This window comes from Thalassotalea ponticola (assembly GCF_041379045.1).
Taxonomy (GTDB): domain Bacteria; phylum Pseudomonadota; class Gammaproteobacteria; order Enterobacterales; family Alteromonadaceae; genus Thalassotalea_A; species Thalassotalea_A ponticola.
On record NZ_CP166871.1, the window covers coordinates 3,146,523 to 3,170,028 of the forward strand.

The 23,506-nt window shown below is 43.5% G+C and carries 24 protein-coding genes and 1 pseudogene; 8 read left to right on the forward strand and 17 right to left on the reverse strand.

Features of this window, described 5'->3' with window-relative positions:
* Positions 1-120: 120 nt before the first annotated feature.
* The 3 genes from fis to prmA form a co-directional block, all read right to left on the reverse strand.
* Positions 121-408, reverse strand: coding sequence for a DNA-binding transcriptional regulator Fis (gene fis, locus ACAY30_RS13850; RefSeq protein ID WP_135438976.1), 288 nt, complete (start codon positions 406-408; stop codon positions 121-123).
* 16 nt (positions 409-424) lie between these two features.
* Positions 425-1,393, reverse strand: coding sequence for a tRNA dihydrouridine synthase DusB (dusB, locus tag ACAY30_RS13855; RefSeq protein WP_290251687.1), 969 nt, complete (start codon positions 1,391-1,393; stop codon positions 425-427).
* 213 nt (positions 1,394-1,606) lie between these two features.
* Positions 1,607-2,491, reverse strand: a complete 885-nt coding sequence (gene prmA, locus ACAY30_RS13860) for a 50S ribosomal protein L11 methyltransferase (RefSeq protein ID WP_290251688.1) — start codon at positions 2,489-2,491, stop codon at positions 1,607-1,609.
* 155 nt (positions 2,492-2,646) lie between these two features.
* Between prmA and ACAY30_RS13865 the strand changes: the two genes are divergently transcribed.
* The gene (locus ACAY30_RS13865) at positions 2,647-3,582 is read left to right on the forward strand and encodes a bifunctional precorrin-2 dehydrogenase/sirohydrochlorin ferrochelatase (protein WP_290251689.1); all 936 of its coding nucleotides are present in this window, start codon (positions 2,647-2,649) and stop codon (positions 3,580-3,582) included.
* 283 nt (positions 3,583-3,865) lie between these two features.
* The gene (locus tag ACAY30_RS13870) at positions 3,866-5,176 is read left to right on the forward strand and encodes an alpha-amylase family glycosyl hydrolase (RefSeq protein WP_290251690.1); all 1,311 of its coding nucleotides are present in this window, start codon (positions 3,866-3,868) and stop codon (positions 5,174-5,176) included.
* A gap of 71 nt (positions 5,177-5,247) precedes the next feature.
* Here ACAY30_RS13870 and ACAY30_RS13875 read toward each other — a convergent pair whose 3' ends face one another.
* Complete coding sequence (locus ACAY30_RS13875) at positions 5,248-6,801, reverse strand: AbgT family transporter (protein WP_290251691.1); 1,554 nt, start codon at positions 6,799-6,801, stop codon at positions 5,248-5,250.
* A gap of 119 nt (positions 6,802-6,920) precedes the next feature.
* Between ACAY30_RS13875 and ACAY30_RS13880 the strand changes: the two genes are divergently transcribed.
* Positions 6,921-7,472: a hypothetical protein gene (locus tag ACAY30_RS13880; RefSeq protein WP_290251692.1), complete on the forward strand. Its 552-nt coding sequence runs from the start codon at positions 6,921-6,923 to the stop codon at positions 7,470-7,472.
* Between the two features lie 76 nt (positions 7,473-7,548).
* On the opposite strand, the gene ACAY30_RS13885 is transcribed toward ACAY30_RS13880, so the two are convergent.
* Positions 7,549-8,046, reverse strand: a complete 498-nt coding sequence (locus ACAY30_RS13885; RefSeq protein ID WP_290251693.1) for a lactoylglutathione lyase family protein — start codon at positions 8,044-8,046, stop codon at positions 7,549-7,551.
* Positions 8,047-8,140: 94 nt separating this feature from the next.
* On the opposite strand from ACAY30_RS13885, the gene ACAY30_RS13890 reads away from it, so the two are divergent.
* The gene (locus ACAY30_RS13890) at positions 8,141-9,016 is read left to right on the forward strand and encodes a LysR family transcriptional regulator (protein ID WP_290251694.1); all 876 of its coding nucleotides are present in this window, start codon (positions 8,141-8,143) and stop codon (positions 9,014-9,016) included.
* Positions 9,017-9,362: 346 nt separating this feature from the next.
* Here the strand turns inward: ACAY30_RS13890 and ACAY30_RS13895 are convergent, their stop codons facing one another.
* Entirely contained in the window at positions 9,363-9,800 is a 438-nt protein-coding gene (locus tag ACAY30_RS13895) for a hypothetical protein (RefSeq protein WP_290251695.1), read from the reverse strand.
* Between the two features lie 11 nt (positions 9,801-9,811).
* A complete protein-coding gene (locus ACAY30_RS13900) occupies positions 9,812-10,210 on the reverse strand; it encodes a phosphoenolpyruvate carboxykinase domain-containing protein (protein WP_290251696.1) in 399 nt (132 codons plus the stop codon).
* A gap of 345 nt (positions 10,211-10,555) precedes the next feature.
* Here ACAY30_RS13900 and ACAY30_RS13905 point away from each other — a divergent pair, with 345 nt between their 5' ends.
* Positions 10,556-11,809 carry a trypsin-like peptidase domain-containing protein gene (locus ACAY30_RS13905; RefSeq protein WP_290251697.1) on the forward strand — a complete coding sequence of 418 codons (1,254 nt, stop codon included), beginning with the start codon at positions 10,556-10,558 and terminating at the stop codon, positions 11,807-11,809.
* Positions 11,800-12,777, forward strand: coding sequence for an FHA domain-containing protein (locus ACAY30_RS13910; protein ID WP_290251698.1), 978 nt, complete (start codon positions 11,800-11,802; stop codon positions 12,775-12,777). The genes ACAY30_RS13905 and ACAY30_RS13910 overlap by 10 nt, the downstream gene beginning before the upstream one ends.
* Positions 12,778-12,862: 85 nt before the next feature.
* Here ACAY30_RS13910 and trpS read toward each other — a convergent pair whose 3' ends face one another.
* Both trpS and rpe read right to left on the reverse strand, forming a co-directional pair.
* Entirely contained in the window at positions 12,863-13,867 is a 1,005-nt protein-coding gene (gene trpS / locus ACAY30_RS13915; protein WP_290251699.1) for a tryptophan--tRNA ligase, read from the reverse strand.
* Positions 13,868-13,887: 20 nt separating this feature from the next.
* Entirely contained in the window at positions 13,888-14,565 is a 678-nt protein-coding gene (rpe, locus tag ACAY30_RS13920) for a ribulose-phosphate 3-epimerase (RefSeq protein ID WP_290251700.1), read from the reverse strand.
* Positions 14,566-14,858: 293 nt separating this feature from the next.
* Here rpe and ACAY30_RS13925 point away from each other — a divergent pair, with 293 nt between their 5' ends.
* Together ACAY30_RS13925 and ACAY30_RS13930 are read left to right on the forward strand one after the other, a co-directional pair.
* Positions 14,859-15,512 (forward strand): TorF family putative porin, encoded by a 654-nt coding sequence (locus tag ACAY30_RS13925; RefSeq protein ID WP_290251701.1) that lies wholly within the window; start codon positions 14,859-14,861, stop codon positions 15,510-15,512.
* Between the two features lie 146 nt (positions 15,513-15,658).
* A complete protein-coding gene (locus ACAY30_RS13930) occupies positions 15,659-15,844 on the forward strand; it encodes a DUF2970 domain-containing protein (RefSeq protein WP_290251702.1) in 186 nt (61 codons plus the stop codon).
* A 14-nt stretch (positions 15,845-15,858) separates the two neighbouring features.
* On the opposite strand, the gene ACAY30_RS13935 is transcribed toward ACAY30_RS13930, so the two are convergent.
* The 8 genes and pseudogenes from ACAY30_RS13935 to ACAY30_RS13970 form a co-directional block, all read right to left on the reverse strand.
* Positions 15,859-16,686 (reverse strand): Dam family site-specific DNA-(adenine-N6)-methyltransferase, encoded by an 828-nt coding sequence (locus tag ACAY30_RS13935; protein WP_290251703.1) that lies wholly within the window; start codon positions 16,684-16,686, stop codon positions 15,859-15,861.
* Between the two features lie 75 nt (positions 16,687-16,761).
* Positions 16,762-17,823 carry a 3-dehydroquinate synthase gene (gene aroB, locus ACAY30_RS13940; RefSeq protein WP_290251704.1) on the reverse strand — a complete coding sequence of 354 codons (1,062 nt, stop codon included), beginning with the start codon at positions 17,821-17,823 and terminating at the stop codon, positions 16,762-16,764.
* Between the two features lie 4 nt (positions 17,824-17,827).
* Complete coding sequence (aroK, locus tag ACAY30_RS13945) at positions 17,828-18,346, reverse strand: shikimate kinase AroK (protein ID WP_290251705.1); 519 nt, start codon at positions 18,344-18,346, stop codon at positions 17,828-17,830.
* 198 nt (positions 18,347-18,544) lie between these two features.
* The gene (locus ACAY30_RS13950) at positions 18,545-20,605 is read right to left on the reverse strand and encodes a type IV pilus secretin PilQ (RefSeq protein WP_290251706.1); all 2,061 of its coding nucleotides are present in this window, start codon (positions 20,603-20,605) and stop codon (positions 18,545-18,547) included.
* Between the two features lie 29 nt (positions 20,606-20,634).
* Positions 20,635-21,180 (reverse strand): pilus assembly protein PilP, encoded by a 546-nt coding sequence (locus ACAY30_RS13955; protein ID WP_290251707.1) that lies wholly within the window; start codon positions 21,178-21,180, stop codon positions 20,635-20,637.
* The gene (locus tag ACAY30_RS13960) at positions 21,180-21,779 is read right to left on the reverse strand and encodes a type 4a pilus biogenesis protein PilO (RefSeq protein ID WP_290251708.1); all 600 of its coding nucleotides are present in this window, start codon (positions 21,777-21,779) and stop codon (positions 21,180-21,182) included. The genes ACAY30_RS13955 and ACAY30_RS13960 overlap by 1 nt, the downstream gene beginning before the upstream one ends.
* Entirely contained in the window at positions 21,779-22,357 is a 579-nt protein-coding gene (locus ACAY30_RS13965) for a PilN domain-containing protein (protein ID WP_290251709.1), read from the reverse strand. Before ACAY30_RS13965 ends, ACAY30_RS13960 begins: the two co-directional genes overlap by 1 nt.
* Positions 22,345-23,427: pseudogene (locus ACAY30_RS13970) on the reverse strand (pilus assembly protein PilM). The gene ACAY30_RS13965 and the pseudogene ACAY30_RS13970 overlap by 13 nt, the downstream one beginning before the upstream one ends.
* Positions 23,428-23,506 lie beyond the last annotated feature (79 nt).

Below are 23,506 nucleotides of genomic sequence, written 5' to 3' on the forward strand. Positions count from 1 at the left end.
TATACATTCCGTCCCTGGAAATAGCAGAATATTGTCTCCCTGATTATTCTGTATACATTCCGTCCCTGGAAATAAAAAAGCACCCTAAGGTGCTTTGAGGCAGACAACTCTGCCCGCGAATTAGTTCATGCCGTATTTTTTCAGCTTCTTGCGCAATGTACCGCGATTGATACCCAACAAGTTTGCCGCTCGGGTTTGGTTACCGCGAGTGTACTGCATTACTTCTTCAAGCATCGGCGCTTCAATTTCTGATAATACTAATTCGTACATATCATCTACATCGTTGCCGTTAAGTTGTGACAAGTAGTTTTTAATCGCTACTTTTGCTTGCGTACGTAAAGGTGATGCCTTGGTCTGAGTTTGCAGGTCACCGATAACAAATGGAGAAGTAATATTTTGTTCAAACATAAAGTTCAGACTCTTTTTAATTAGTTAAATTATCAAAAAACACATTCAATGCATCAAGTTGCTGTTGTGGTAACACTAAGGCATTAAATGTAGAACGAAATTGTTTACCCTGATCGTGCGTTTGCAAGTACCAGGAGACGTGCTTACGGGCAATGCGAACCCCCATAAACTCGCCATAAAATTTGTGCAATTCATTGACGTGCGTTAGCAAAATTTCTCTTACTTCAGCAATGTCAATAGCGGGTAATAGCTGCCCTGTTTTTAAAAAGTGATTGATCTCTCTAAAAATCCAAGGACGACCTTGCGCTGCTCGACCGATCATCACTGCGTCAGCTTGCGTATACGCCAATACCCGCTCTGCTTTTTCAGGGCTGGTGATATCACCATTGGCAACAACAGGAATAGTTACCGCCTGCTTTATCGCTTTGATGGTATCGTATTCTGCTTCGCCTTTATAAAAATCACTGCGGGTACGGCCGTGCACGGCTAATGCTTGAATGCCGTTATGCTCAGCAATTTTGGCGATTTCAATACCATTGCGACTATTTTCACACCAACCAGTGCGAATTTTTAACGTCACCGGAATATCCACGGCGTTAACCACAGCTTTAATTATCTGCTCAACCTGCTCAGGTGCTTTCAACAATGCGGAGCCGGCTAACTTTTTATTCACTTTTTTAGCCGGGCAGCCCATATTGATATCAATAATTTGGGCGCCATTTGCCGCGTTGTGTTGGGCTGCAAAAGCCATATCATCAGGATCAGAACCGGCTATTTGCACTGAGCGAATACCCGCTTCATCACTGTGCTCCATGCGCCGTTGTGATTTGTCCGACGCCCAAACTTGAGGATTCGACGATAACATTTCACCAACGGCCATCCCCGCACCTAATCGACAACACAATTGTCGAAATGGTTTGTCGGTAATTCCTGCCATAGGGGCAAGGATTACATTACTATCAAGGGTATGAGGACCAATCTTCACGTGATGTTTTTTTGAGCTAGTGCTTAAAAGGGCGCTAAGTTTACGTCTTTTTTTGACGAAATAAAAGTAGATAAATTGAGCAATAGGTGTTTTTTTTATGAGTTTTTTTATTGACTTTTATCAATTGCCTAATTAGCAAAAAAAATGGTGGTAAATTCTCTACAAATACCACCAATTCATTACATTTTCATCGATAATGCGCAAACGTGTTAACTAGTTGTTACGTTTACCGTTGAGTCGCACCCACTCCTCTTGAACCGTGATTGGTTGCATATCACACCATTGGCCGTACACGTTCAACAACTCATTGCCTTGTTCTTCTAAAATGCCAGACAGAGCAAGTAAGCCACCGGGTTTGAGATAATCAATGATCACTGGTGCGAGTTCGCGCAAAGGACCTGCGAGAATATTAGCTACCACCACATCGGCTTGCAGTTTTGGTTGATTTTCGGGTAAGTACAACTTCAAGCGATCAGCTACTCCATTGCGCATGGCGTTAGCTTCACTTGCTTGCAATGCTTGTGGATCAATATCAATTCCGATCACTTGTTTTGCCCCGAGCTTTAACGCCGCAAGAGATAAAATACCCGAGCCACAACCAAAGTCGACAACGGTTTTATCGCGTAAATCTAAACCATCAAGCCAGGTCAAACACAATGCGGTCGTTGGATGAGTTCCGGTGCCAAACGCCAAACCGGGATCGAGCATAACATTAACCGCGTCGGGCTCGGGAACATCGCGCCAACTTGGGCATATCCACAATCTTTGGCCAAATTTCATCGGATGGAAATTATCCATCCACTCCCTTTCCCAATCCTTGTCTTCCAGTTGTTCCAGTTTGTATTGCAACTGTTTACCATCGGGGTGAATGCGCTGCAAATAAGCAATAGCTTTATCCATATCGCAACTGGCGTCATATAGTCCCATCACCACAGTGTTGTGCCAATAAACAACTTCATCACCGGGTAGCGGTTCATAAATGGGCGTATCTTTGGCATCAATAAATGTGACCGCCTGAGCGCCACAGGCCATTAACCAATCAGAATATTTTTCTGCTGTCTCTTCATTTGCTTGCAGACGCAACTGTATCCAAGGCATAACATCTCTCAAAACTAAGTTATATGCCTTTATTTTATCACCGTTGACTAAAAATAGGGGACTCTTCTATCTCATTCAAAATAAATATTTTATATCGGTATGGATTCCCTCTAAAGTAACATCAGATACACTGAGTTCTGAAAGTCGAGACGTCGATGCGTTATTTACCGATATTTATTGATGCTGAAAAAATTACCGCACTGGTCATTGGCGGTGGCGAGATAGCCGCGCGAAAATTAGAGTTACTGGTGAAAACTCCAGCTAAAGTGAGCGTGCTAAGTCCGGTATTGTCGGATAGTTGTCAGCAGTTGCTGACACAGCATCGCGTAACGTATATCGCCAACCACTATCAGCCCGGTAGTATTGGCGAACAATACAATCTGGTTATTGCCGCCACCGACAATGGTGAGATAAATAAGCAAATAGCAACAGAGTGTCAGCACAAAAACATATTGTTGAATGTTGTCGACGAGCCAGCGTTATGTACCTATATAACGCCGGCCATTATCGATCGGAACCCGATACTGATCGCGCTTTCCAGTAGTGGCAGTGCGCCGATGCTATTGCAACTGCTCAAACAACAACTTGATCTCCTATTACCTGCCGATTACGGCAAACTCGCGGCGTTCATGGGTAAACATAGGAAACAGGTGCAACAAAGCATCCCAAACTTTTCTGCTCGGCGAGCGTTATGGCAACAAGTGGTGCAATCAGAGATTGGCCAAGCAATTTTTGATGACGATGAGCAACAGGCAGAACTCGGGTTTGATGCATTACTCGATCAGCAACTGCAAAAGCACAACAAGCAAACCGTTACCCTAATTAAATTGAGCACCGAACACGTCGATGATCTCAGTTTACGAGCTTATCGAGCTCTGCAAAGCTGCGATGCGGTTTTATTTGAACCGCAATTGATGAAAACATTCAGTGATTACTGTCGCAAAGATGCCAATAAATATCCAAGCTTAGATAGCAAAAAAATGGACGAGCTGAGTCAACAAATGAATGTGTGCATCCTAGTCAAAAGTGAAGATGAATATCAGCGCATCAAACAGCATTGCCTACTCAATACCATTTATTGCGGCCATTAATACGAGCTAAAGACTACAATAGCTAAGATAATAATGTGCGATATTCTACTCTGCATCAGGGCTATGTCTTGCAACATATATCGATACATAACGCGCAACTTCTTTGCCCCACCCGACATCAATTGATACCTATTTATAACGGCTAACACACGTTAATTCTCTTTTCGTTAATAATTACTAGGGACTGTTGATAGCAACTACAATGAAAATAACGACCAACGCCCTGCTGTCTTAGCCAATGTTAACCTTAGGTTTAGCCAGCTGTGCCAATAACGAAAGTACAATGCAAACAAGTAATCCATACCAACCCAAACCTTATGTGAAAGTGCAACCTCCTGATTGGGTGAAAAACGCGACTATTTACGAAGTAAATATTCGTCAATTCACGCCACAAGGTACGTTCAATGCGTTTAGCGAACACCTGCCGCGTCTAAAACAGTTAGGCGTTGATATTTTGTGGTTGATGCCTATTCACCCAATAGGTGAAATGAACCGCAAAGGTAACATCGGCAGTTACTACTCGGTAAAAGACTACAAGGCTGTGAACCCTGAGTTTGGCACCATGGAAGATTTCAAGGCCCTTGTTGATAAAGCCCACAATATGGGTATGTATGTGATTCTAGACTGGGTTGCAAACCACTCAGCTTGGGACAACCCATTAACTCTCACTAACCCAGAGTGGTACAGCAAAGATCACAATGGCAGCTTCCAACCAACACCATGGTGGGACTGGTCTGATATTATTGACTTTGACTATCAACATCCTGGTATTCGAGAGTACATGACTGGTGCCTTGAAGTTTTGGGTAGAACAAGCCGATGTTGATGGCTACCGCGCCGATGTCGCCGGTTTCATTCCCACCGATTTTTGGAACCATGTCCGCATCGAGCTGGATCAAATAAAACCCGTATTCATGTTAGCCGAATGGGAATCTCGCGATCTGCATGAATACGCGTTTGACATGAGCTATTCGTGGAAACTCCACGATGTCATGGAAGACGTGGCACATGGTAAGAAAGATACCAGCGCCTTGTATCACTATTTCGCTAAAGAACTGAATTCATGGCCGGCTGATGCCATTAAAATGAACTTTGTTGACAATCATGATAAAAACTCATGGGAAGATACCGTGTTTGTGCGGTTTCAAAACGCATTGAAACCAGCCATCGTATTAACCGCGACAGCTGAAGGGATGCCATTAATCTACAGTGGTCAAGAAGCGGGCCTCGACAAAGCACTCGCATTTTTCGAGAAGGATGAGATCACCTGGCAAGAGCATGAAATTGGCACTCTTTATAAAACCTTGTTTGGTTTGAAGCACGATAATCGAGCGCTGTTCAACGGTAACTGGGGTGGCCATATGATGCCGGTACCGAACAACCAAAGTGAGTCGGTATTATCTTTCGTTCGTGAAACGCATAATGACAAAGTATTTGTCGTTTTGAATTTCTCTGACGCTGCGCTAACCGTTGAATTTGATGAGACTATTCAATTGGGCGAATATACCGAGTTATTTAGCAATGAAAAAATAGCTATTCGCCTAACAAGCCAATTATCGATTGATTCTTGGGGTTATAAAGTATTGGTCAAATAGGCAATAAACCAATATCAACCAAAAAAGGATGCGTTTGCATCCTTTTTTGGCTTATGCGGATATTTTATCGATTAGCCCGGCATCTGATATTCATATGGCGCTTGGATACCCAGCGGGATGCCAATACTCCAATACACCAATAAGAAAATCGTCCAAACCACGAGCATCACTAACGTATAAGGCATCATCATCGACGCCAAGGAACCGATTCCCGTCGACTTAACATAGCGTTGGCAATAAACCACCACTAGAGGGAAATACACCATCAGCGGAGAAATGATATTCGACACTGAATCACCGACGCGATAAGCAGCTTGAGACAGCTCAGGAGAAATACCGACAACCATGAGCATAGGCACTAACACGGGGCCAATCAGGGCCCACTTAGCCGATGCCGAACCAACCAGCAAGTTGACAAATGCGGTTAGCAAGATCATACCGACGATGGTTGCTTCGCCGGGTAAATTTAAGGCTTTTAATCCTTCTGCGCCATACAGTGCTAACATCGTACCAATATTGGAATTGCCAAATGCCGCTAAAAACTGCGCACAGAAAAATGCCATGACTATGTATGCGGCCATGGTCTCCATGCTTTTTGACATAGCTTTGACAACGTCGTTTGAGCTGTTAAATACGCCAGCCATTTTACCATATATTAATCCTGGAATGATAAATAACACAAAAATCAGTGGCACGATCATTTTCATTAATGGTGCGTTAAAAGCGGTGATTTCACCACTTGGCGATCGCAACGGTGAATCGTCAGGGTAAACCGCTAACGCCAGTAAGGCCATACCAATGATCATCGACCAACCCGCCCAGCGAAACGCCTTTGCTTCGCGCGCTGAAAACTCGCCCAAATCGTGTGGCTCTTCAACATCGTCATTGAGGGCGACATTGCTCAACCGCGGCTCAATCAGTTTTTCAGTAACCCACCAACCGACTAAAATAACCGGGATAGAACTCAATCCGGTAAAGAAGATATTGGCCAGCGGATTGACCAGATAATCCGGGTCGAGAACTTGCGCCGATGTTTGGGTAAAGCCCGCCAATAATGGATCGATTCCGGAAGGGATAAAGTTGGCAGAAAAGCCACCTGACACACCGGCAAAGGCAGCGGCAATACCCGCTAATGGATGTCGCCCTGCTGCGTGAAAAATAATGCCCCCCAAAGGAATAACCAATACGTAACCGGCATCGGCCGCAGTATGTGAGACAATGGCAACTAAAATTACCATCGGCGTTAGTAACTTTGCTGGAGTGAAGGTAAGCATTTTCTTTAGCCCGGTAGTAATAAAGCCACTCGAGTCTGCTACCCCCACACCTAGCACCGCAACCAAGACCAGTCCCAACGGTGCGAATGAGGTAAACACCGGTACCATATTGGCCATAAAACTTGCCAACGCATCGCCAGTTAACTGATTATTAATAATCAGCGCTTCGCCGGTTCTTGGATTAACCAAGTCAAAACTGACTTGTGCCAGTAATGCCGATAACAACCAGACAATTATCAAGGCCCAAAAAAACAATACCGTAGGATCGGGTATTTTATTACCGACAACTTCAATACCATTGAGAAATCGATTGATAAAACTGCGTTTACCATCAACCTGTGTTGATTGCATAGAACACCTCACAAAAATAAAACGTTGTTTTATATCAACCAATTAAACGCAACTTTGCAAGTCAATTTTTGTTTTTGCTATGCTTAACGGTATTTAGATGGTCTGGGCCAAATCAAATAATGAACGCTAGTGTTAACGAGATACTCAATTTAGCATCGTGCAAAGATACCTTTGCCATTTGTGATTTTGCTATGTTGACGATTTACGATGACAACTTCTTTGTCCGCAACGACTATGACATATTATCGCTTGGACAACGACAGCATCTGCAAAAGCACTTACTTGGCTTAGGCTTTAAACAAAGCTCTGGTAAGGTAATGCAAAAAGGTAATATTTGCGTTGAATTCCCCACCCCAAATCGGCTGTTAAGCGCCTCCGCATTCCAAGCTGAGTTTATTGCGCCCTTTCGCACACATGCCTTTGTCGTTACGCCAACGATGTTTGCTGAGGCGCTTTGTTATGCTGCCGTACAACAACCAGATGCCGAGCTAGATGCTCTTGAGCTACAGCTGAAAACATTAATCGAGCACTGTCCATTTAATCTCGAATTGTGGCAAATACTCGCCATTAATACGTCGATTGAAACCCCGGTAAATAGCTTACTACCTGCATTACAGCAACATCAAGCCAAAGTGATAAGTAGCCAGTTTAAAAACAAACGGGCCTATTAGCACCCCCTTGTTTGGGCCAAAAAAAAGCACCGTTTACAAAATAGTTTGCAAACAGTGCTTTGGCATTGATAAAAAATTAATAAGCCCCAGCAGAATAGGTTAGCTCATAACTGTGACTGTAAATTTCTAAAATATTACCAAACGGGTCTTCCATATAAATCATCCGGTACGGCTTTTCGCCTGGATAGTAATAGCGGGGTTTTTCCATGCGTTTCTTACCACCTGCAGCAACAATTTTTTCAGCTAACTCTTCTACATTTGGATCTTGTACACAAAAGTGAAAGATGCCGGTTTTCCAATACTCAAAATTATCTTTGGGATCTTCTTGATTGGCAAATTGGAAAATTTCAACACCAATGCGATCACCAGTAGACAAGTGAGCAATTTTAAAATGCCCCCAGCCCGCACCAAAAACATCGGTACACATCTCGCCGATTGGGCTGTCGTCTTCAACAATTTCTGTTGGTTTCATAATTAAATACCAACCGAGTACTTCAGTGTAAAATTTTACCGCTTTTTCAACGTCTGGTACTGAAATACCGATGTGTGAAAACGTGCGTGGAAATGCAGACATGCTCTATTCTCCTATTAAAAAGTCAACCAAAGTATAGACTCTAAAATAAAGCATGGTAAATTATCATTTATCATACTTTTCATTACGTAGCGTTATGATAAATACCACGTGGTTAAAAACATTTTGTACCTTGGTTGATATTGGTCACTTCACCCAAACTGCCGAATCGTTGTATATGACTCAGCCAGGAGTAAGCCAGCATATAAAAAAGCTAGAGCAGTCACTAAAAACACAACTGTTGCTGCGTCAGGGTAAATCATTTTCACTAACGCCAGCAGGGCAGGCTCTGTATAAACAGGGAAAAGAGATCTTACTGGCACTAGATTCCGTCGAGCACAGCTTGAATAAAGATGATCCGCACAGTGGTAGCGTGACCCTGATGTCGCCGGGTAGTATTGGTCTGAAGTTGTATCCTTTCTTGCTCGATAAACAACGTCAATTCAAACAACTGATAATCAATTATGGATTTTCATCGAATAGCGCAATTATTGACAGTTTACTGGCGGGAAAGTGTGACTTGGGGATCATCACTCAGCAAATCACCTCAACCGACTTAATCTATCAGCAGGTTGCAACCGAGCCATTAGTGTTGGTGACCGCTGCTGGCATTAACGATATCAGTTGGTCAAATTTACAAAAATTAGGTTTTATATCGCACCCCGATGCAATGCATCACGGCAATTTATTACTGGCGGCAAACTACCCGCAATTCAAACACCTTAGCGACATTACGCAGCGTGGCTTTTCAAATCAAATAAGCCTTATTTTAGAACCGGTGTGCCGAGGCTTAGGCTTCACCGTATTACCCCTACACGCCGCCTCCGCATTTACCAATCAGGCGGATATTACTATTCATCAATTGAACCATCTGGTGAGCGAGCCAATCTACATCTGCTATAGACGATTCACACCATTAATGGCGCGACAGCGATTAATTATTGACTGGATAGAACAACAGCTAGCTTTGTAGCGTTACCGACCAGCAAATACAAATAACTCGATAGTGTGCAGCTGTTACTACCGAGACCTGCTTGGTTATCCATCACCAGGCTAACACGGGTGCTGTCGCGTGTTGCTCTTGGTGTCATACATCTACTGACAGATAAAATCGCTTCAATCATGACTAAACTGTGTTGTTTAGTCATCTAAATTGATCTGTTTTAACACAGAGTAAAACGATTTTAGCCTCAGCCCAAATGGCACAGCTATTTGTCACACTAGCGGCGTTAGCATTCTCTCAGTTGGGAAAAACAAACGTCGCTCACGCTGCTTTGCTATTACCATAAATAGCTTATGCCAGAAAATACAAATATATCCTAGGAATCTAAATCACTGTCCAAACTATTGGCTAGCTGGTTGCTGTCTTGGTGGTGTTTTGCTACCGCTTTATCCAACCAAGCGATGGCTTTTTCCCGTCCCATTTGCAAACCGCAAAAGGTTTTTAGATTCCACTTATCGGTCTCTCTCAAAGCCAGTAAGTCGTTGGTTTTTTGTTCCGCTTCACTATTGTAATGAATCACCGCCATGGCCTTTAAATGGCTTAGCGATGCTATGTGCAGCTTCGCTTCAAAGGTGTAGCTGTAATTATTTAACTTATTGATAAGTAGACCAAATGGGCGATCAAATATGTTTAGCAATAATTCGTCGTACTCTTCGCACATTTCCAAACTCATATGAGTGCCTTCATCAATAATCACTTCAGCGATGTGATCATTTAGTAAATTGATCACACCAAAGCTCATCTGAAATTTCATACTACCTCGTTTTACGCACTTTGATTTTGAGTTGTAAGGTTTAAGGCTAACCAGTGTTGGGCTTTCATTCGTCCTAATTGGTAGCCACAAAACGCTTTAAGGGATATGGGTTTATTGCGCAATAGCCGAATAAATCGCTGGTTTACTAAATCATTGTCAGGTGAGTAACTAACCGCCGCAATTGCACTGACACTGTCATTTTCTAGCACCCGTTCGATCAACGAGTGTTCAAAGTCAGAGAAATTAATTTGGTTAACTAATACACCGTATGGCTTTTCAATGTGCTTATCTATCACAGAGCGATATTCGTCGTAACACGTGTGATCAAACCGCGAATTGTGATCTAGGCACAACTCAATAATGTTATCGGATAACTGGTGCATAATGCCAAATGATAATGTATGTTTCATTCGTCCCTCTCATCAAGTCACTTGTTATTGCTCTAACTACTTTTTCACTTTTGGGGGCTGTCATCGATACACACATGCTATCTGTGCTCCGTTTGTTAACTCACACAAAAAAAGCCGTGTAATTAAACCAATGGAGTAATAAGATAAACTGATGATATGAAAAATTAGCGCATTTATGTTTTTATATACTAATAACCTAGACCAGCTTTTTGCAAAAAGCTAATAAGAACAATCAATTTTTGTAACTTTTTATGAATTTTTTATGACAGTGACTCAACCTAATAACACTAGGGTAGCTTGTGAAGTGTATCACCCTTTGTCGACTCAATTTACTTGGACATGTTTATGAGACTAATAGCCCTGTTGCTTTGTTTACTTGCCAGCTCAGTGAGCTACGGTGCAGATAAAGCGCAACAAATCTTCCACGACCTTGCGCCCGCGTTATTCCAAATTCGCTTAATCGACAAGGCAACGTCAGAAAAATCCAGTATAGGCTCTGGTTTTCAAATAAATGAACAGGGTTATATCGCAACCAATTACCACGTCATTGCTGGCTTTGCCCAATACCCTGACAAATACATCATCGAATACGAAAATCACCTTGGTGAAAAAGGCCTACTAAAACTAAAAACAGTAGACGTTATCAATGACTTAGCCATCGTATTAAAACAAGACAATATTGTAGATACCCACTTTTCACTAGCGCAAACACCACCGAGCAAAGGTGAAAAGCTTTACTCATTAGGCAACCCTCACGATTTAGGCATGATCGTCGTACCAGGCACCTACAACGGCCTTAAAAAGGAGTCCTTCAATCAGCGCATACACTTTACCGGCTCGGTAAACCCCGGCATGAGTGGTGGCCCGGTGGTCAATGAATTTGCACAAGTAGTCGGTATCAACGTCGCGTCTTCGGGTAATCAAATTGGCTTTTTAATACCCGTAGATAAGTTACAAAGCTTAGTATCGTCATTTAGCCAACAAGTAAAACAAACATTTACCCAACAAATCGCCACTCAATTGCATCAATACCAACGCCATTTATACAGCCAACTCATGGATGTTGCATGGCAATTAAAACCGTTTTCATCGGCATTAATAGCCGATACATCGGTTGATTTTATTCGTTGCTGGGGGGACTCTAATGCACAGCTGGTCGATGAGTTAATGTTTAAGGCGGTGACCAACTGCCAGATGGAAGAGTATATTTATCTGTCCGATACCTTTTCAACCGGCACCATCGATATGGAGTTTCACTATTTTGAATCAAAGCAACTACCCAGTGATCGGTTTTATCAAATTTATCAACGCTATATCAACGATGCTCGAGCCAGTAACAACGCTGGAAAAGAAGATGTCACAGAGTTTTCTTGTCACCATGATATCGTCACCAATAACTCTGAGCAAATTCGCAATAAAGCCATTTACTGTGTACGCGGCTATCGCAAATATGAAGGCCTATACGACATTCTCTACATTTCTGCCTCAGTCGATAAGCAAAACAAGGCGATTGTCGGACATTACACCCTGTCTGGGGTCGATCAACAATCAGCTAAAGCCTTTAATCGCAAGTTTATGGAAGCTGTGACATGGAATTAATAATTGAAGAAATAAGTCGTAACCGAAAAGTCAAAGCTCGCCACAAATACGCAAGCGAACAGATTACTATCGGCCGAGGCTACCACAATGATCTCATTTTAGTTGACCCGCATATTTGTGCTGAACACTTAGCGTTAAAAGCGCAGGATGGCCAATGGTATGTAAAAGATCTCGATTCCGTCAATGGCAGTAACCTAGACGGTAAACGAGTTGACACCCACTGGCAACAAATTCGCTCTGGCGACGTCATTCGCTTGGGTAAAACTCAGTTGCGCGTTATGCTCGCCAACCACCCTGTCGCGGCCAGTATCACGTTAACCAAAGTCGAAAAATTTGTCGAAGCCTGTGGCCGATGGCCGATGATCATCGCCATGGTATTACTATTTTTTCTCATTTCTTACTATTTGGCCTATTTACAAGTTACCCAAGTTGATATTCCGTACAGCCAATTGTTTATGTCGGTGTCTTTCTCTACCTTGGCCTATGCGATGTGGCCACTACTGTGCTCACTTTTGGCATTTTTAAATAAAAATGAGGCGCGTATTGGCAGCCAAATTGGGGTGAGTTTTCTTATCCTCAATCTGTTTTGGCTGGTGGATTTCATCGATGCGACGTTAGCGTTTAACTTGTCCAGCAAAGTACATTGGCAATGGCTGATTGACGTTTTGTATATCGTCCTCACCTTCAGCCTGATCTGGTTTAACTTGTATATCGCATTTTCCCACAGCAGTTGGCGACGCATACGCATCGCAGGCTTGGTAACAACGGTTATTTTTGCCGGTTTGTACTTGCAAGGCGCAAGTGACAATATCGACTTTAATCCGCATCCGAGTTACGACGCGACGATTCTGATGCCAGCACTGTCGTTTAGTACAGCCAGTTCAACCGAGCAATTTATCAATGACACCGATGAATTATTCATCCAAGTTAACGAGCAACGGGAAAAGCTCGATAATAAGAATAAGTAATTAATAGCTGGCCATTGTAGAGATAAAAAAACCGACAACAACAGGTGTTGTTGGCGGTTTTTTTTAATTCAAATACTGAGCGACTTTAGGGCTTAGCGATAAAGCCCACCGCATCATATACCGACGCCAATACGTTACTGGCATGTGCTGAAGCTTTATCAGCACCTTCTCGCATCACTTGGTTTAGGAAAGCTTGGTCATTGCGATACTGCTGGTAGCGCTGTTGTATTGGCTCGAGCATAGCGACAACGGCTTCGGCTACATCACCTTTTAAATGGCCATACATTTTGTCTTCATACTGAGGTACAAGCGATTCAATCGATTGTCCCGTTGCACATGACAAGAGACTTAGCAAGTTTGATACACCTGGCTTTTCTTCAACGTTGTAATAAATGCGCGCTTGCTCATCAGAGTCGGTAACGGCACGTTTGATTTTTTTTGTGATTTTCTTTGGATCTTCTAACAAACCAATGAAATTACCCGGATTGTCATCTGATTTAGACATTTTCTTCAACGGGTCGAGTAGACTCATCACCCGGGCACCTGTCTCCGGAATGTACGGATCGGGAACATTGAAGGTTTCGCCGTATAAATTATTGAAGCGATTGGCAATATCACGTGCGAGTTCCAAGTGTTGCTTTTGATCTTCACCAACTGGTACGCGGTTTGCCGAATACAACAAAATATCAGCGGCCATTAATACCGGGTAGGTAAATAAACCCGAGTTGATATCCGCACCGGCCTTACTGGACTTGTCTTTAAATTGAGTCATCCGGTTTAACTCACCCATTTGGGTGTAGCAGTTTAATACCCACGCTAATTGACTGTGCTCCGGCACTTGTGATTGCACAAAGATCGTGCTTTTTTGATGATCCACACCACACGCTAGATACAAGGCTAAGCCATCTAGTACGGCATTGCGCAATTTCTCTGGCTCTTGGCGCACGGTAATTGCATGCAAATCAACCAGTGAATAAAAACACTGATGATCGTCTTGCATTCCAACCCATTGGCGCAACGCACCAAGGTAGTTACCAATAGTCAGCTCACCTGATGGCTGACATCCACTTAATACGATTGGCTTAGTCACTTTTTGTCCTTATAACATTGCTAGCATTGATCGAGTTGCGCCAATTGGGCGCGCATAGCGTCTATCACTGCTTTATAATCGGCTTGAGCAAAAATTGCCGAACCCGCAACAAACATATCTGCTCCTGCGGCGGCAATTTCTTTAATGTTTTCTACTTTGACACCGCCGTCCACTTCGAGGCGAATATCATAACCACTGTCTTGGATTCGCTGCTTTACCTGACGCAGCTTAGTGATCGTTGTCGGAATGAAGCTTTGTCCGCCAAACCCGGGGTTAACAGACATTAATAAGATCACATCCAATTTGTCCATCACGTAATCTAAAACGTGTAACGGCGTCGCAGGGTTTAATACCAACCCCGCCTTACAACCATTATCTCTAATTAACTGTAGCGTTCGATCGACGTGATCACTGGCTTCAGGATGAAAGGTAATAATATCAGCGCCAGCATTAGCAAACGCGGGTACTAATGGGTCAACGGGTTTAACCATTAAATGTACGTCAATGGGTGCGGTAATGCCATAGTCGCGAAGCGACTGACAAACCATAGGCCCAAACGTTAAGTTGGGGACAAAATGATTATCCATTACGTCAAAATGAATGACATCTGCTCCCGCGTTGAGAACATTGGTCACGTCTTCACCCAAACGGGCAAAGTCTGCCGATAAAATCGATGGGGCAATTAAAAATGACGACATAGCGTAAACCTACGTTGATTAAAGTGCATACTTTAGCAAAATAAAGGGCTATTAGAGAAGTCTCAACGACAAAATTGTCGGATAAGGTGACCTAACACCGCACAAAAAGTGACCATCGCGCACTAAAAAAGCGCATTTGCCGTTGCTAAACAGCACTAAACATCACTAAAACGAATCTCTCCTCCCCGTTTAATCAGTGCTTTCAGCCTATTCAAGATGTTTGGCATCAAGTTTGCAAAAGTCATAACAGAACAAAAAATCATTTAATAAATCCAACTTGCACAGGTGAAAATATGAATAACACAATCAACAAATCCGTTTTAGCTACCGCTTTAACTTTTAGCTCGCTGATCGCGACCGCGCCAATTGCACAAGCAGAAGTGAGTGCCAACGTGGGTGTTGTTTCGCAGTACTTTTTCCGCGGTATCGCGCAAACTGGTACAGCCTCTGCCAGTGCAGGTGTGGATTATGAAAACAGTGGTTTTTATATCGGCACTTGGGCAGCTGATGTAAGCGATGGCTTGGAAGTTGACCTTTATGCAGGTTACGGCTTTGAAACCGATGCAGGCTTGGGTTTGAGTATCGGCGCAACCACCTACCAATACACTGGCAACTTCGACTCCGCCTACAACGAGCTTAATCTGGGTGTTAGTTTTGGCATGTTCTCAGTTTCCTACAACATTGGTACCCATGAAGAAGATAGTGGTTTGGGCATCCCAGAATCTGACTATGATTTTTTAGCACTAACCGGTGAGTACGAGGGCTTTTATGCCACCTACGGCACCTGGGGAAAGGACTTTGATGGTGATTACATCGAAATTGGCTATGGCGCTGAAGTTGCAGGCTTCGACGTCGGTGTTGCGATTATTAAAAATTCAGAAGAGCTTGACTTAGAAACCTTTGAAGGTGATGAGTCAATGGTATTTAGTCTGAGTAAGTCATTTTAACAATCGCTTAGCGCAACTAAACATCAGCTACGCCGGGTCTTATTCCGTATGTAAGTGTTAAAAATGTGGAGTAAGACTTTGCTCTGTTTGATATTTTCATTAGTCCTTGTATGCTAGACATAACAGTGCCAACAAATGCAATCACAATGAAATTCAGACAGCTCATTGGTAGCCTAATGGCCGCCCTCATTGGCGTACAAAGCGAGCGCAATCGACAGCGCGATTTTTACCATGGCAAAGCGAGCCACTTTGTCATTGCCGGCGTCATTGGCGTGGTGATATTTGTCGTATTGTTACTCGTAGTAGTGCGCACTGTTATCAGCGTCGCATAGGCATTGATCTGCCGCTATCGCTTGGGCTTGTAAAGCGCGAGTAGTTCACCGACTTTGTTACGGGCACTGCCTTTTTGACTGATGGTTCGGGCGACTTTTATCGACTTGATGTGATCTGCATGCTCATAAATTTTGCGAGTCCAAATCGTATCGTGATTTGAGATCAATACGGTGACGTTTTTCGCACGTGTTACTTCTTCAGCCGCATTGGCTAAATCCGCTTGCTCGTCTAGGCCAAAGCCGTTACCTGCATAACTGGTAAAGCTGGCCGTTTTACTCAATGGCACATAGGGTGGATCGCAGTAAATGACATCACCGTCTTCAGCGCGGGCAAAGGTTTGACGATAACTTTCACAGACAAAGTCACTCACTTGTGCTTTTTCAGCAAACGCCAACAGCTCCTTTTCAGGAAAATAAGGACGCTTGTATTTGCCAAACGGTACATTGTAGCCGCCCTTAGAGTTGTATCGACACAGACCGTTATAACCATGGCGATTCATATATAAAAACAACAGGCTGCGCTGATAGGCGTCGTCGGATGCATTAAATTGACTGCGCAAGTGATAATATTGCTCGGCCTGATTAAACTGCTCACTGAACAGCTTGCGACAATCAGCGATAAATTTATCTGGCGTGCTTTGCAGGGTTAAATAGATATTAATCAAATCGCGATTAATATCATTGAGCAAGTAGCGATCGTAGTGGCTGTTTAAAAAAATGGAGCCTGCACCGACGAACGGTTCGATGAGACGCTTACCCTTAGGTAGCATTTGACCTATGGTATCACTTAGCGTGTATTTACCTCCGGCCCACTTGAGAAAGGCTCTTTGCTTTTGCGTCATTGTATTGTTCTTATACGGCTTATGCCCTGAGGGGAAGTAGGCGCTACAGGGTGCTCTGAGATCACCACAGTGTTTTTAAATCACTTGCTGCAACTGTTCACGGCTTATGTTATCAAAAATCTCAGTTTTGCCAATAGATGTTGGAATAATTAGGCGAATTTTCCCATTGAGATTTTTCTTGTCCCTAACCATGTGCTTGAGATAGCTTTCAATGTCCATGGTGCTAGGACCTTCGGTGGGTAAATCAAAATAGCGCAACAGTTGTTCAATGCGTTTGACTTGCGATGAGGTGATAAAACCTAGTACGACTGCCAAATTAGCAGCTTGTACCATACCTGCAGCAACGGCTTCGCCGTGTAGCCACTTGCCATAGCCTTGCTCTGCTTCAATTGCATGGGCAAAGGTGTGGCCTAAATTAAGCAGTGCTCTTACGCCGGATTCGGTTTCATCTTGGGCGACGATATTGGCTTTGTTCTGACAACAACGTTCGATCATCGTCGCTAATACCGAGCTGTTGCCCTGCTTGATCGCGACTTTGTTGGCTTCGAGCCAGGCAAAAAATTCGACATCGCCTAATATGCCGTATTTGATCACTTCGGCCATACCTGCGGCAAATTCTCGCTTGGGTAAACTGACCAGCGATTGCACGTCAATAAGTACAGCTTTAGGCTGGTGAAACGCGCCAATCATATTCTTACCCAACGGGTGGTTAACCGCTGTCTTGCCACCAACGGATGAATCCACTTGCGCCAGTAACGTGGTGGGCACTTGAATAAAGTCAATACCCCGCTGATAGCACGCGGCTGCAAAGCCGGTAATATCACCAATGACTCCGCCACCAAGCGCAATTAAAGTTGAATCTCTACCGTGCAGCTTAGACAAAAGGTGAGCCATTATTCGTTCAAAATTGGCCAGTGATTTTTCTTGTTCCCCATCAGCTAACACAACGACATCAACGTCGTAGTTGGTCAACTGCTGTTGCAATGAGGCTAGGTATAAGTCAGCAACAACCGCATTGGTAACAATGCAAACTTTATTGCCTTTGATATGTGAAGTAATAGGGCTGTTTGATAACAGCCCGGAGTCAATATAGATAGGGTAACTGCGAGAACCGAGTTCAACTATCAATGACGACATGTAATTAGAAATCCAACTTCTCAACGATTTTATTAGCGACTACTTTAGCGCTTTGATCGTCAGTTTGTACGACGTGATCTGCGATTTCTTCATACAGTGGATTGCGTTCTTTAGCTAGACGCTCTAATACAGTACGGGAATCTTCTTCCGTTTGTAATAGTGGACGGCGACGATCTCGCTGGGTGCGTGCTACCTGCTTATCAATGGTCGTTTCTAAATACACCACAATACCGCGAGCAGATAATCGATTGCGAATTAAATCACTGATCACAGAACCACCACCTGTAGCCAGAACGATGCCTTGCATTTCACTGAGATCTTCAATGACTTTTTCTTCGCGTTTTCTAAAGCCTTCTTCACCCTCTAGATCAAAAACCCATGAAATATCTGCGCCCGTACGGCGTTCAATTTCCTGGTCTGAATCATAAAAGTCCAGGTGAAGTTTGTCGGCAATTTCTCTGCCAATTGTGCTTTTACCTGCTCCCATTGGGCCGATCAGGAAAATATTACGTTTTTCTGCCATGAGCTTACTTTACTACTCGTAAAATTGTTAGTTAACGGAAATTGAGGACTCTCCTCGATAAAATTAAGGGCGCAATTATCGCAAGTTATTCAGACTAATTGCAAGCTTCTGCTATAAAAAAACACAATCTGGGCAGCCAACACATATACATTGTTGTCGTAACCCAGATTGATTTTACAAGCCGTTAACCGTTAAGATTTAAAAAGTTTCTGTAACGATACGTGGCGTCACAAAGATAAGTAATTCTTTTTTCTCGTTAAATTCACTATTTGTTCGGAATAACCAACCAAGATATGGAATGTCTCCCAATACTGGTACCTTAGATACAGCGTTGATTATTTGTTGTTGATAAATACCGCCAAGTACAATGGTTTCGCCGTTATTTACCAACACTTGCGTACCTATTTCTTGGGTATCAATCGCCGTTGCTACGCCGGTACCTGTTGCTACCGTATCACCACGGGTATCTTGAGTGATAACCAAATCGAGAATGATTCGATTATCCGGCGTGATTTGTGGTGTCACGCGCAAGCCTAAAACCGCCTTCTTAAAGGTAACCGTTGTCGCACCGCTTGACGCTGCCTGAACAAACGGAATTTCCGTACCTTGTTCGATGTACGCCTCTTTTTGGTTTGACGTGGTGATCCGCGGGCTAGCGATAATTTCACCCTTGTTTTCTTGTTCCATTGCCGATAGCTCAAGGTCAAGAATGGTGCCATCGGCTAAACGCGCAACTTGAAAGGCAATGCTACCAGCTGGGTCGGCAACCGGTAAATTAACATTTAGACGATCGTTAAGAGAAGGGACAACACCTATGCCATTGTTAGCAGTACCATTGACTAAGTCAGCGGCAGTTAAATTACCAGACGTAGCGGTGTCGCTGCCGTTGTGGGTCATGCCCCAACGAATACCCAACTCTTCACTAATATTGTCCTTTACCGTTACCATGCGCGATTCGATTACCACTTGGCGAATTGGAATATCCAATACCTTCATCATACGCTTGATATCTTCGATACTTTTCGCGGTATCGCGAATCAGCAAGGTGTTGGTGCGCTCATCAACGGTAACACTGCCGCGTTCAGACAATAAGCTGGTATCTTCATTTTTCAACAAAGCGGCAAAGTCGGCTGCTTTAGCGTAATTCACTTGTACGTATTCTGCGTACAGCGGCGCTAATTCCGATACCTGTTTCTGCGCTTCTAGTTCTTTCGCTTCACGGGCAACGAGTTCCTCGTTCGGCGCAATCATCAAGATGTTACCATCAAGACGTTTACCCAAGCCTTTTACTTTAAGAATTATATCAAGTGCTTGGTCCCATGGTACCCCGTCAAGGCGCAAGGTAATGTTACCGCCAACGGTATCGCTAGTGACCAAATTAAAGCCATTGTAATCGGCGATAATTTGCAATACCGTGCGAATAGGAATGTCTTGAAAGTTTAGCGATATTGCTTTACCGGTAAACTCTGTACCATTTTCAATATACGATTTTTTCTCCTCTTGCTCGGTTAACGTAAGAGAGAAAATATTATCGATTTGATCGTGCTCGTAAGTTACTGGTTTACTGGTGGTAATTTCAATTCGAGCGTTGTTGCCGTCTTTAAACGTTTCAATATTAGACACCACAGTGCCAAAATCGGTTACATCTAATTGATACAACAAGTCGTCGATTATCGAGGTGTTGTAAAATTCAACATTGATTTTGCCGAGTTTGTTGCTGACGTCAATGGCCGACTGACTGTCGTCTAGGTAGGCTAGTACTTGGCCACTGGTGCCGTCGCCTTTGCGAAAATCAATGGCTTGTATATTGTTGATAAAACCGTCACTTAAATCAGCTTCAACACCACGGCGTTCAAACGTTGAAGCGCCGTTTAACAACAACACGAACTTGCCGTCAACCACATCAGCGTCGTACAGTTTCAACTCGTCGAGAAAAATAGTTGCGGTAACTTTACCGCCCACTTGTTGTACGTCGATATACTGCACACCCGCGTGATTAACCTGAGTCTGTGACAATGGATCAACAAATCCATCGGCGTCAAAACTTACTTCAATGCGCGCCGGATCAGAGAAGCTTTGCACTTGAGGTGGTGAGCTTAACGCTTGCTCAAAACCAAAGGTGAATTCAACTTCATCGTTTAGCAAGGTATTGTAGTAAATGTCGTTTAACTGACCTTGTGCGATACTTGAGAAAGAACAGATCGCTAGCGCCGCACCAAACGCCGAGTTTAATAATGGTTGCTTAATTCGGTTTGACATTATTCTTTTTTTTCTATCAAAACTAAACATTAATTCCCTTGCCCCTCTTGATTCGAGTCTACCATGGAAACGGTTGTTTCTCGTTCTACCCAACAGCCTGCGCCATCGGGAATTAATTCTGCAATGATAATTTCTTCATCACTAACGTTAGTAATACGACCGTTGTACAAGCCTAAGTAACTACCAATTGAAACCCTATGCAAGGTTGAATCACCCGCTTCAATCAACGCCCAAATGATTCCCTCTTCACCTAGTGTGCCACGCATGTTCAAGCTTTCCAACGCAAATTTTTCCAATGGTTGCTTGCGGCGACGAGGATCGGGGTGTAGACAATCGGACATTTGTTGCATTTTTTCCTGTATTGCTTCAGGTTTTGGCGCTACAAAAGGACTGCGCAACGCAAATGCCGAATAATCAAAGTGATTAAATTCTGTAATCGTCGGCATGGGTTCGATGCGATTTGGCGTAGAGGCTTTAATTTTAGCAATATGCTCTTGCAAATCGGTCTTGTCATCAAAACACGCCGTCAACATAAATATAGGTAACACGGCCAATAGCGGCTTGGTAATACGCATTATTTGTCAGCCTCCCTATATCGATATGTTTTCGCTTGCAAGGTCAAGGTTAGCTTGTCGTCTTTACCCGCTGTTTCATTGACAATTGAAAAGTCGTGTAGGGTGACGATACGCGGTAGCCCTGAGATCTTACTGACGAACTCACCAAAGTCGTGGTAACTGCCAACAACCTGTACTTTAATCGGTAATTCAACATAAAACTCTTGTTGAATTTCCGGTTGCCAGTTGAGCTTTTTGAAGTCTAAGCCTGAGGTTGTACCGACAAAAGTAATGTCATCGAGTAAACCTGGCGTCTCATGACTTTCAGGCAGTCGCTTAATCTGATTGGAAAAAAGCTCTTCAGCTTCTTCCATTTGTTCGCGAAACAGTTCAAGGTTTGCCGATACATAATACTTGGCTTCAAAGTCGGTTTTTAGCTTTTGTTCACGAGCGACTTCTTGCTCAAGCGTGGTGATCTTGTCGCTAACCATCAAGTAGTAGACAAAATATGAAACAAAAACTACCAGAACAATGGCTAAAATGCCCTTTGCTAATGCAGGCCATTGACCGATATTATTCAGATCTAAGTCATTTAATTCTGATAAATCGATATTCTTCATTATCGGCTCCCTGCTTCACTAAGAGATTGCTGATCAAGAAGACCTTGAATGCGTAGCGTCATTTTAAAGTCACTGAGCAACTTATTGGTGTTACCGGTATTGGTGATCGATTCAAGTTCGGCATCCGCCAGCAATACTGAGCTTTGAACTTCGCGAATCAAGTTAGCAAGTTGGTTGTTTGACTCACTTCGACCTTCAATAAGCAACTGGTTATCTTGCTTAGTCAGTTTGGTCAGATAAACCCCTGCCGGAACAATTTTTGCCACTTCGTCAAGAACCTGGGTACCAACGTTACGGCTTTTCTGCAACTGCTCAATAAGTGTCATCCGTTGGATCAGCTCTTTTTTACGCTGCTCTAACGTTTTAATTTCAGCAATTCGAGCATCAAGCACTTTTATTTCATTGGTTAAAAATTGATTTCGCGCTCGCTGGCCGTCAATCTTGGCCTGAAAGTATTGGGAGATCAAAAACACAATTAACGCACTCAACAGAGCTAACAAAGTCAGCAGTGAAAAATATTGTTGCTGACGCTGACGTTGAGCCTCTTCGCGCCAAGGCAGAAGATTTATATGTGGCATGATGAAAAACTCCTTAAGGCTAAGCCCGTTGCAACCATTAATTGCGGGGCAACACGACTTAAGTCTTGTAAATTTATCTGCGCACTAACCTGAAGCTGATGAAATGGATCGGCAATAACCGTATGGATACCGAGTTCCTCTGATAACAGCTATTGAATATTTTCCATATTGGCGGTGCCACCCGAAACAACCAGATAATCGAGCTTCTCTTTGCCGCTAAAGGTGAGATACATTTGAATTGCACGGCGAATTTGTTGAATTAGCGTGGTTTGAAACGGCGCTAATACTTCGAAGGTGTAGGTCGGTGGTAATTCACCCGCTATTTTTTCTCTTTCAGCCTCTTCGAAGCTTTTGTTGTAATACGATACGATTGAGCGCGTGTACTGCTCAGCGCCAAACAATTGGTCACGCGTGTATATGCTGGTCTCGCCATCATTGACGGTGAGCAATGTCATGGTCGCGCCGATATCAATAAAGGCGACCGATTTATCCACCGCGTCATCCGGTAAACTCGACATACAAAGCTCTGCAACGCGACTTAAGGCATAAGACTCGACGTCTACCACTTTGGTTTCAAACCCACCGGAATCAAGGGCGGCAACCCGAGCTTCAACGGTTTCAGTTCGAGCAGCGCTTAGCAACACGTTGACTTTGCTTGGATCAGATTCGTTAACGTCGAGGCGTTCAAAGTCCAAGCTGACTTCATCGAGAGGGTAAGGGATTAAACTGTCTGCTTCGACTTCGATTTGGCTAGCGAGCTCATCTTCAGTGAGACTCACATCCATGTAGATGGTTTTGGTGATCACCGTAGAGCCTGACACGGCAACGGCGGCATTTTGCACCGCGGCGTTAATCTGTTGGCGAATTTTACGAACCACGGCTCCGACAGCTTCGATGTCTTGAATTTTGCGGTCAACCACCGCCCCGCGAGGGATCGGCTCAATTGCATAAGCGTCTAATTGGTAACCGTCTTTTCCTTCACTGAGTACAACGGCTTTGGCTGAATGCGATCCAATGTCGATCCCAACCATTTGATTAGCAGCGCTTTTATTCCATAACTTACTAAGCATATCGTCCCGTGAATTATAATTATTATTGAGTTGATAATATCGATAAAATGACATTAATTACAGCGTTTATCAATATTAA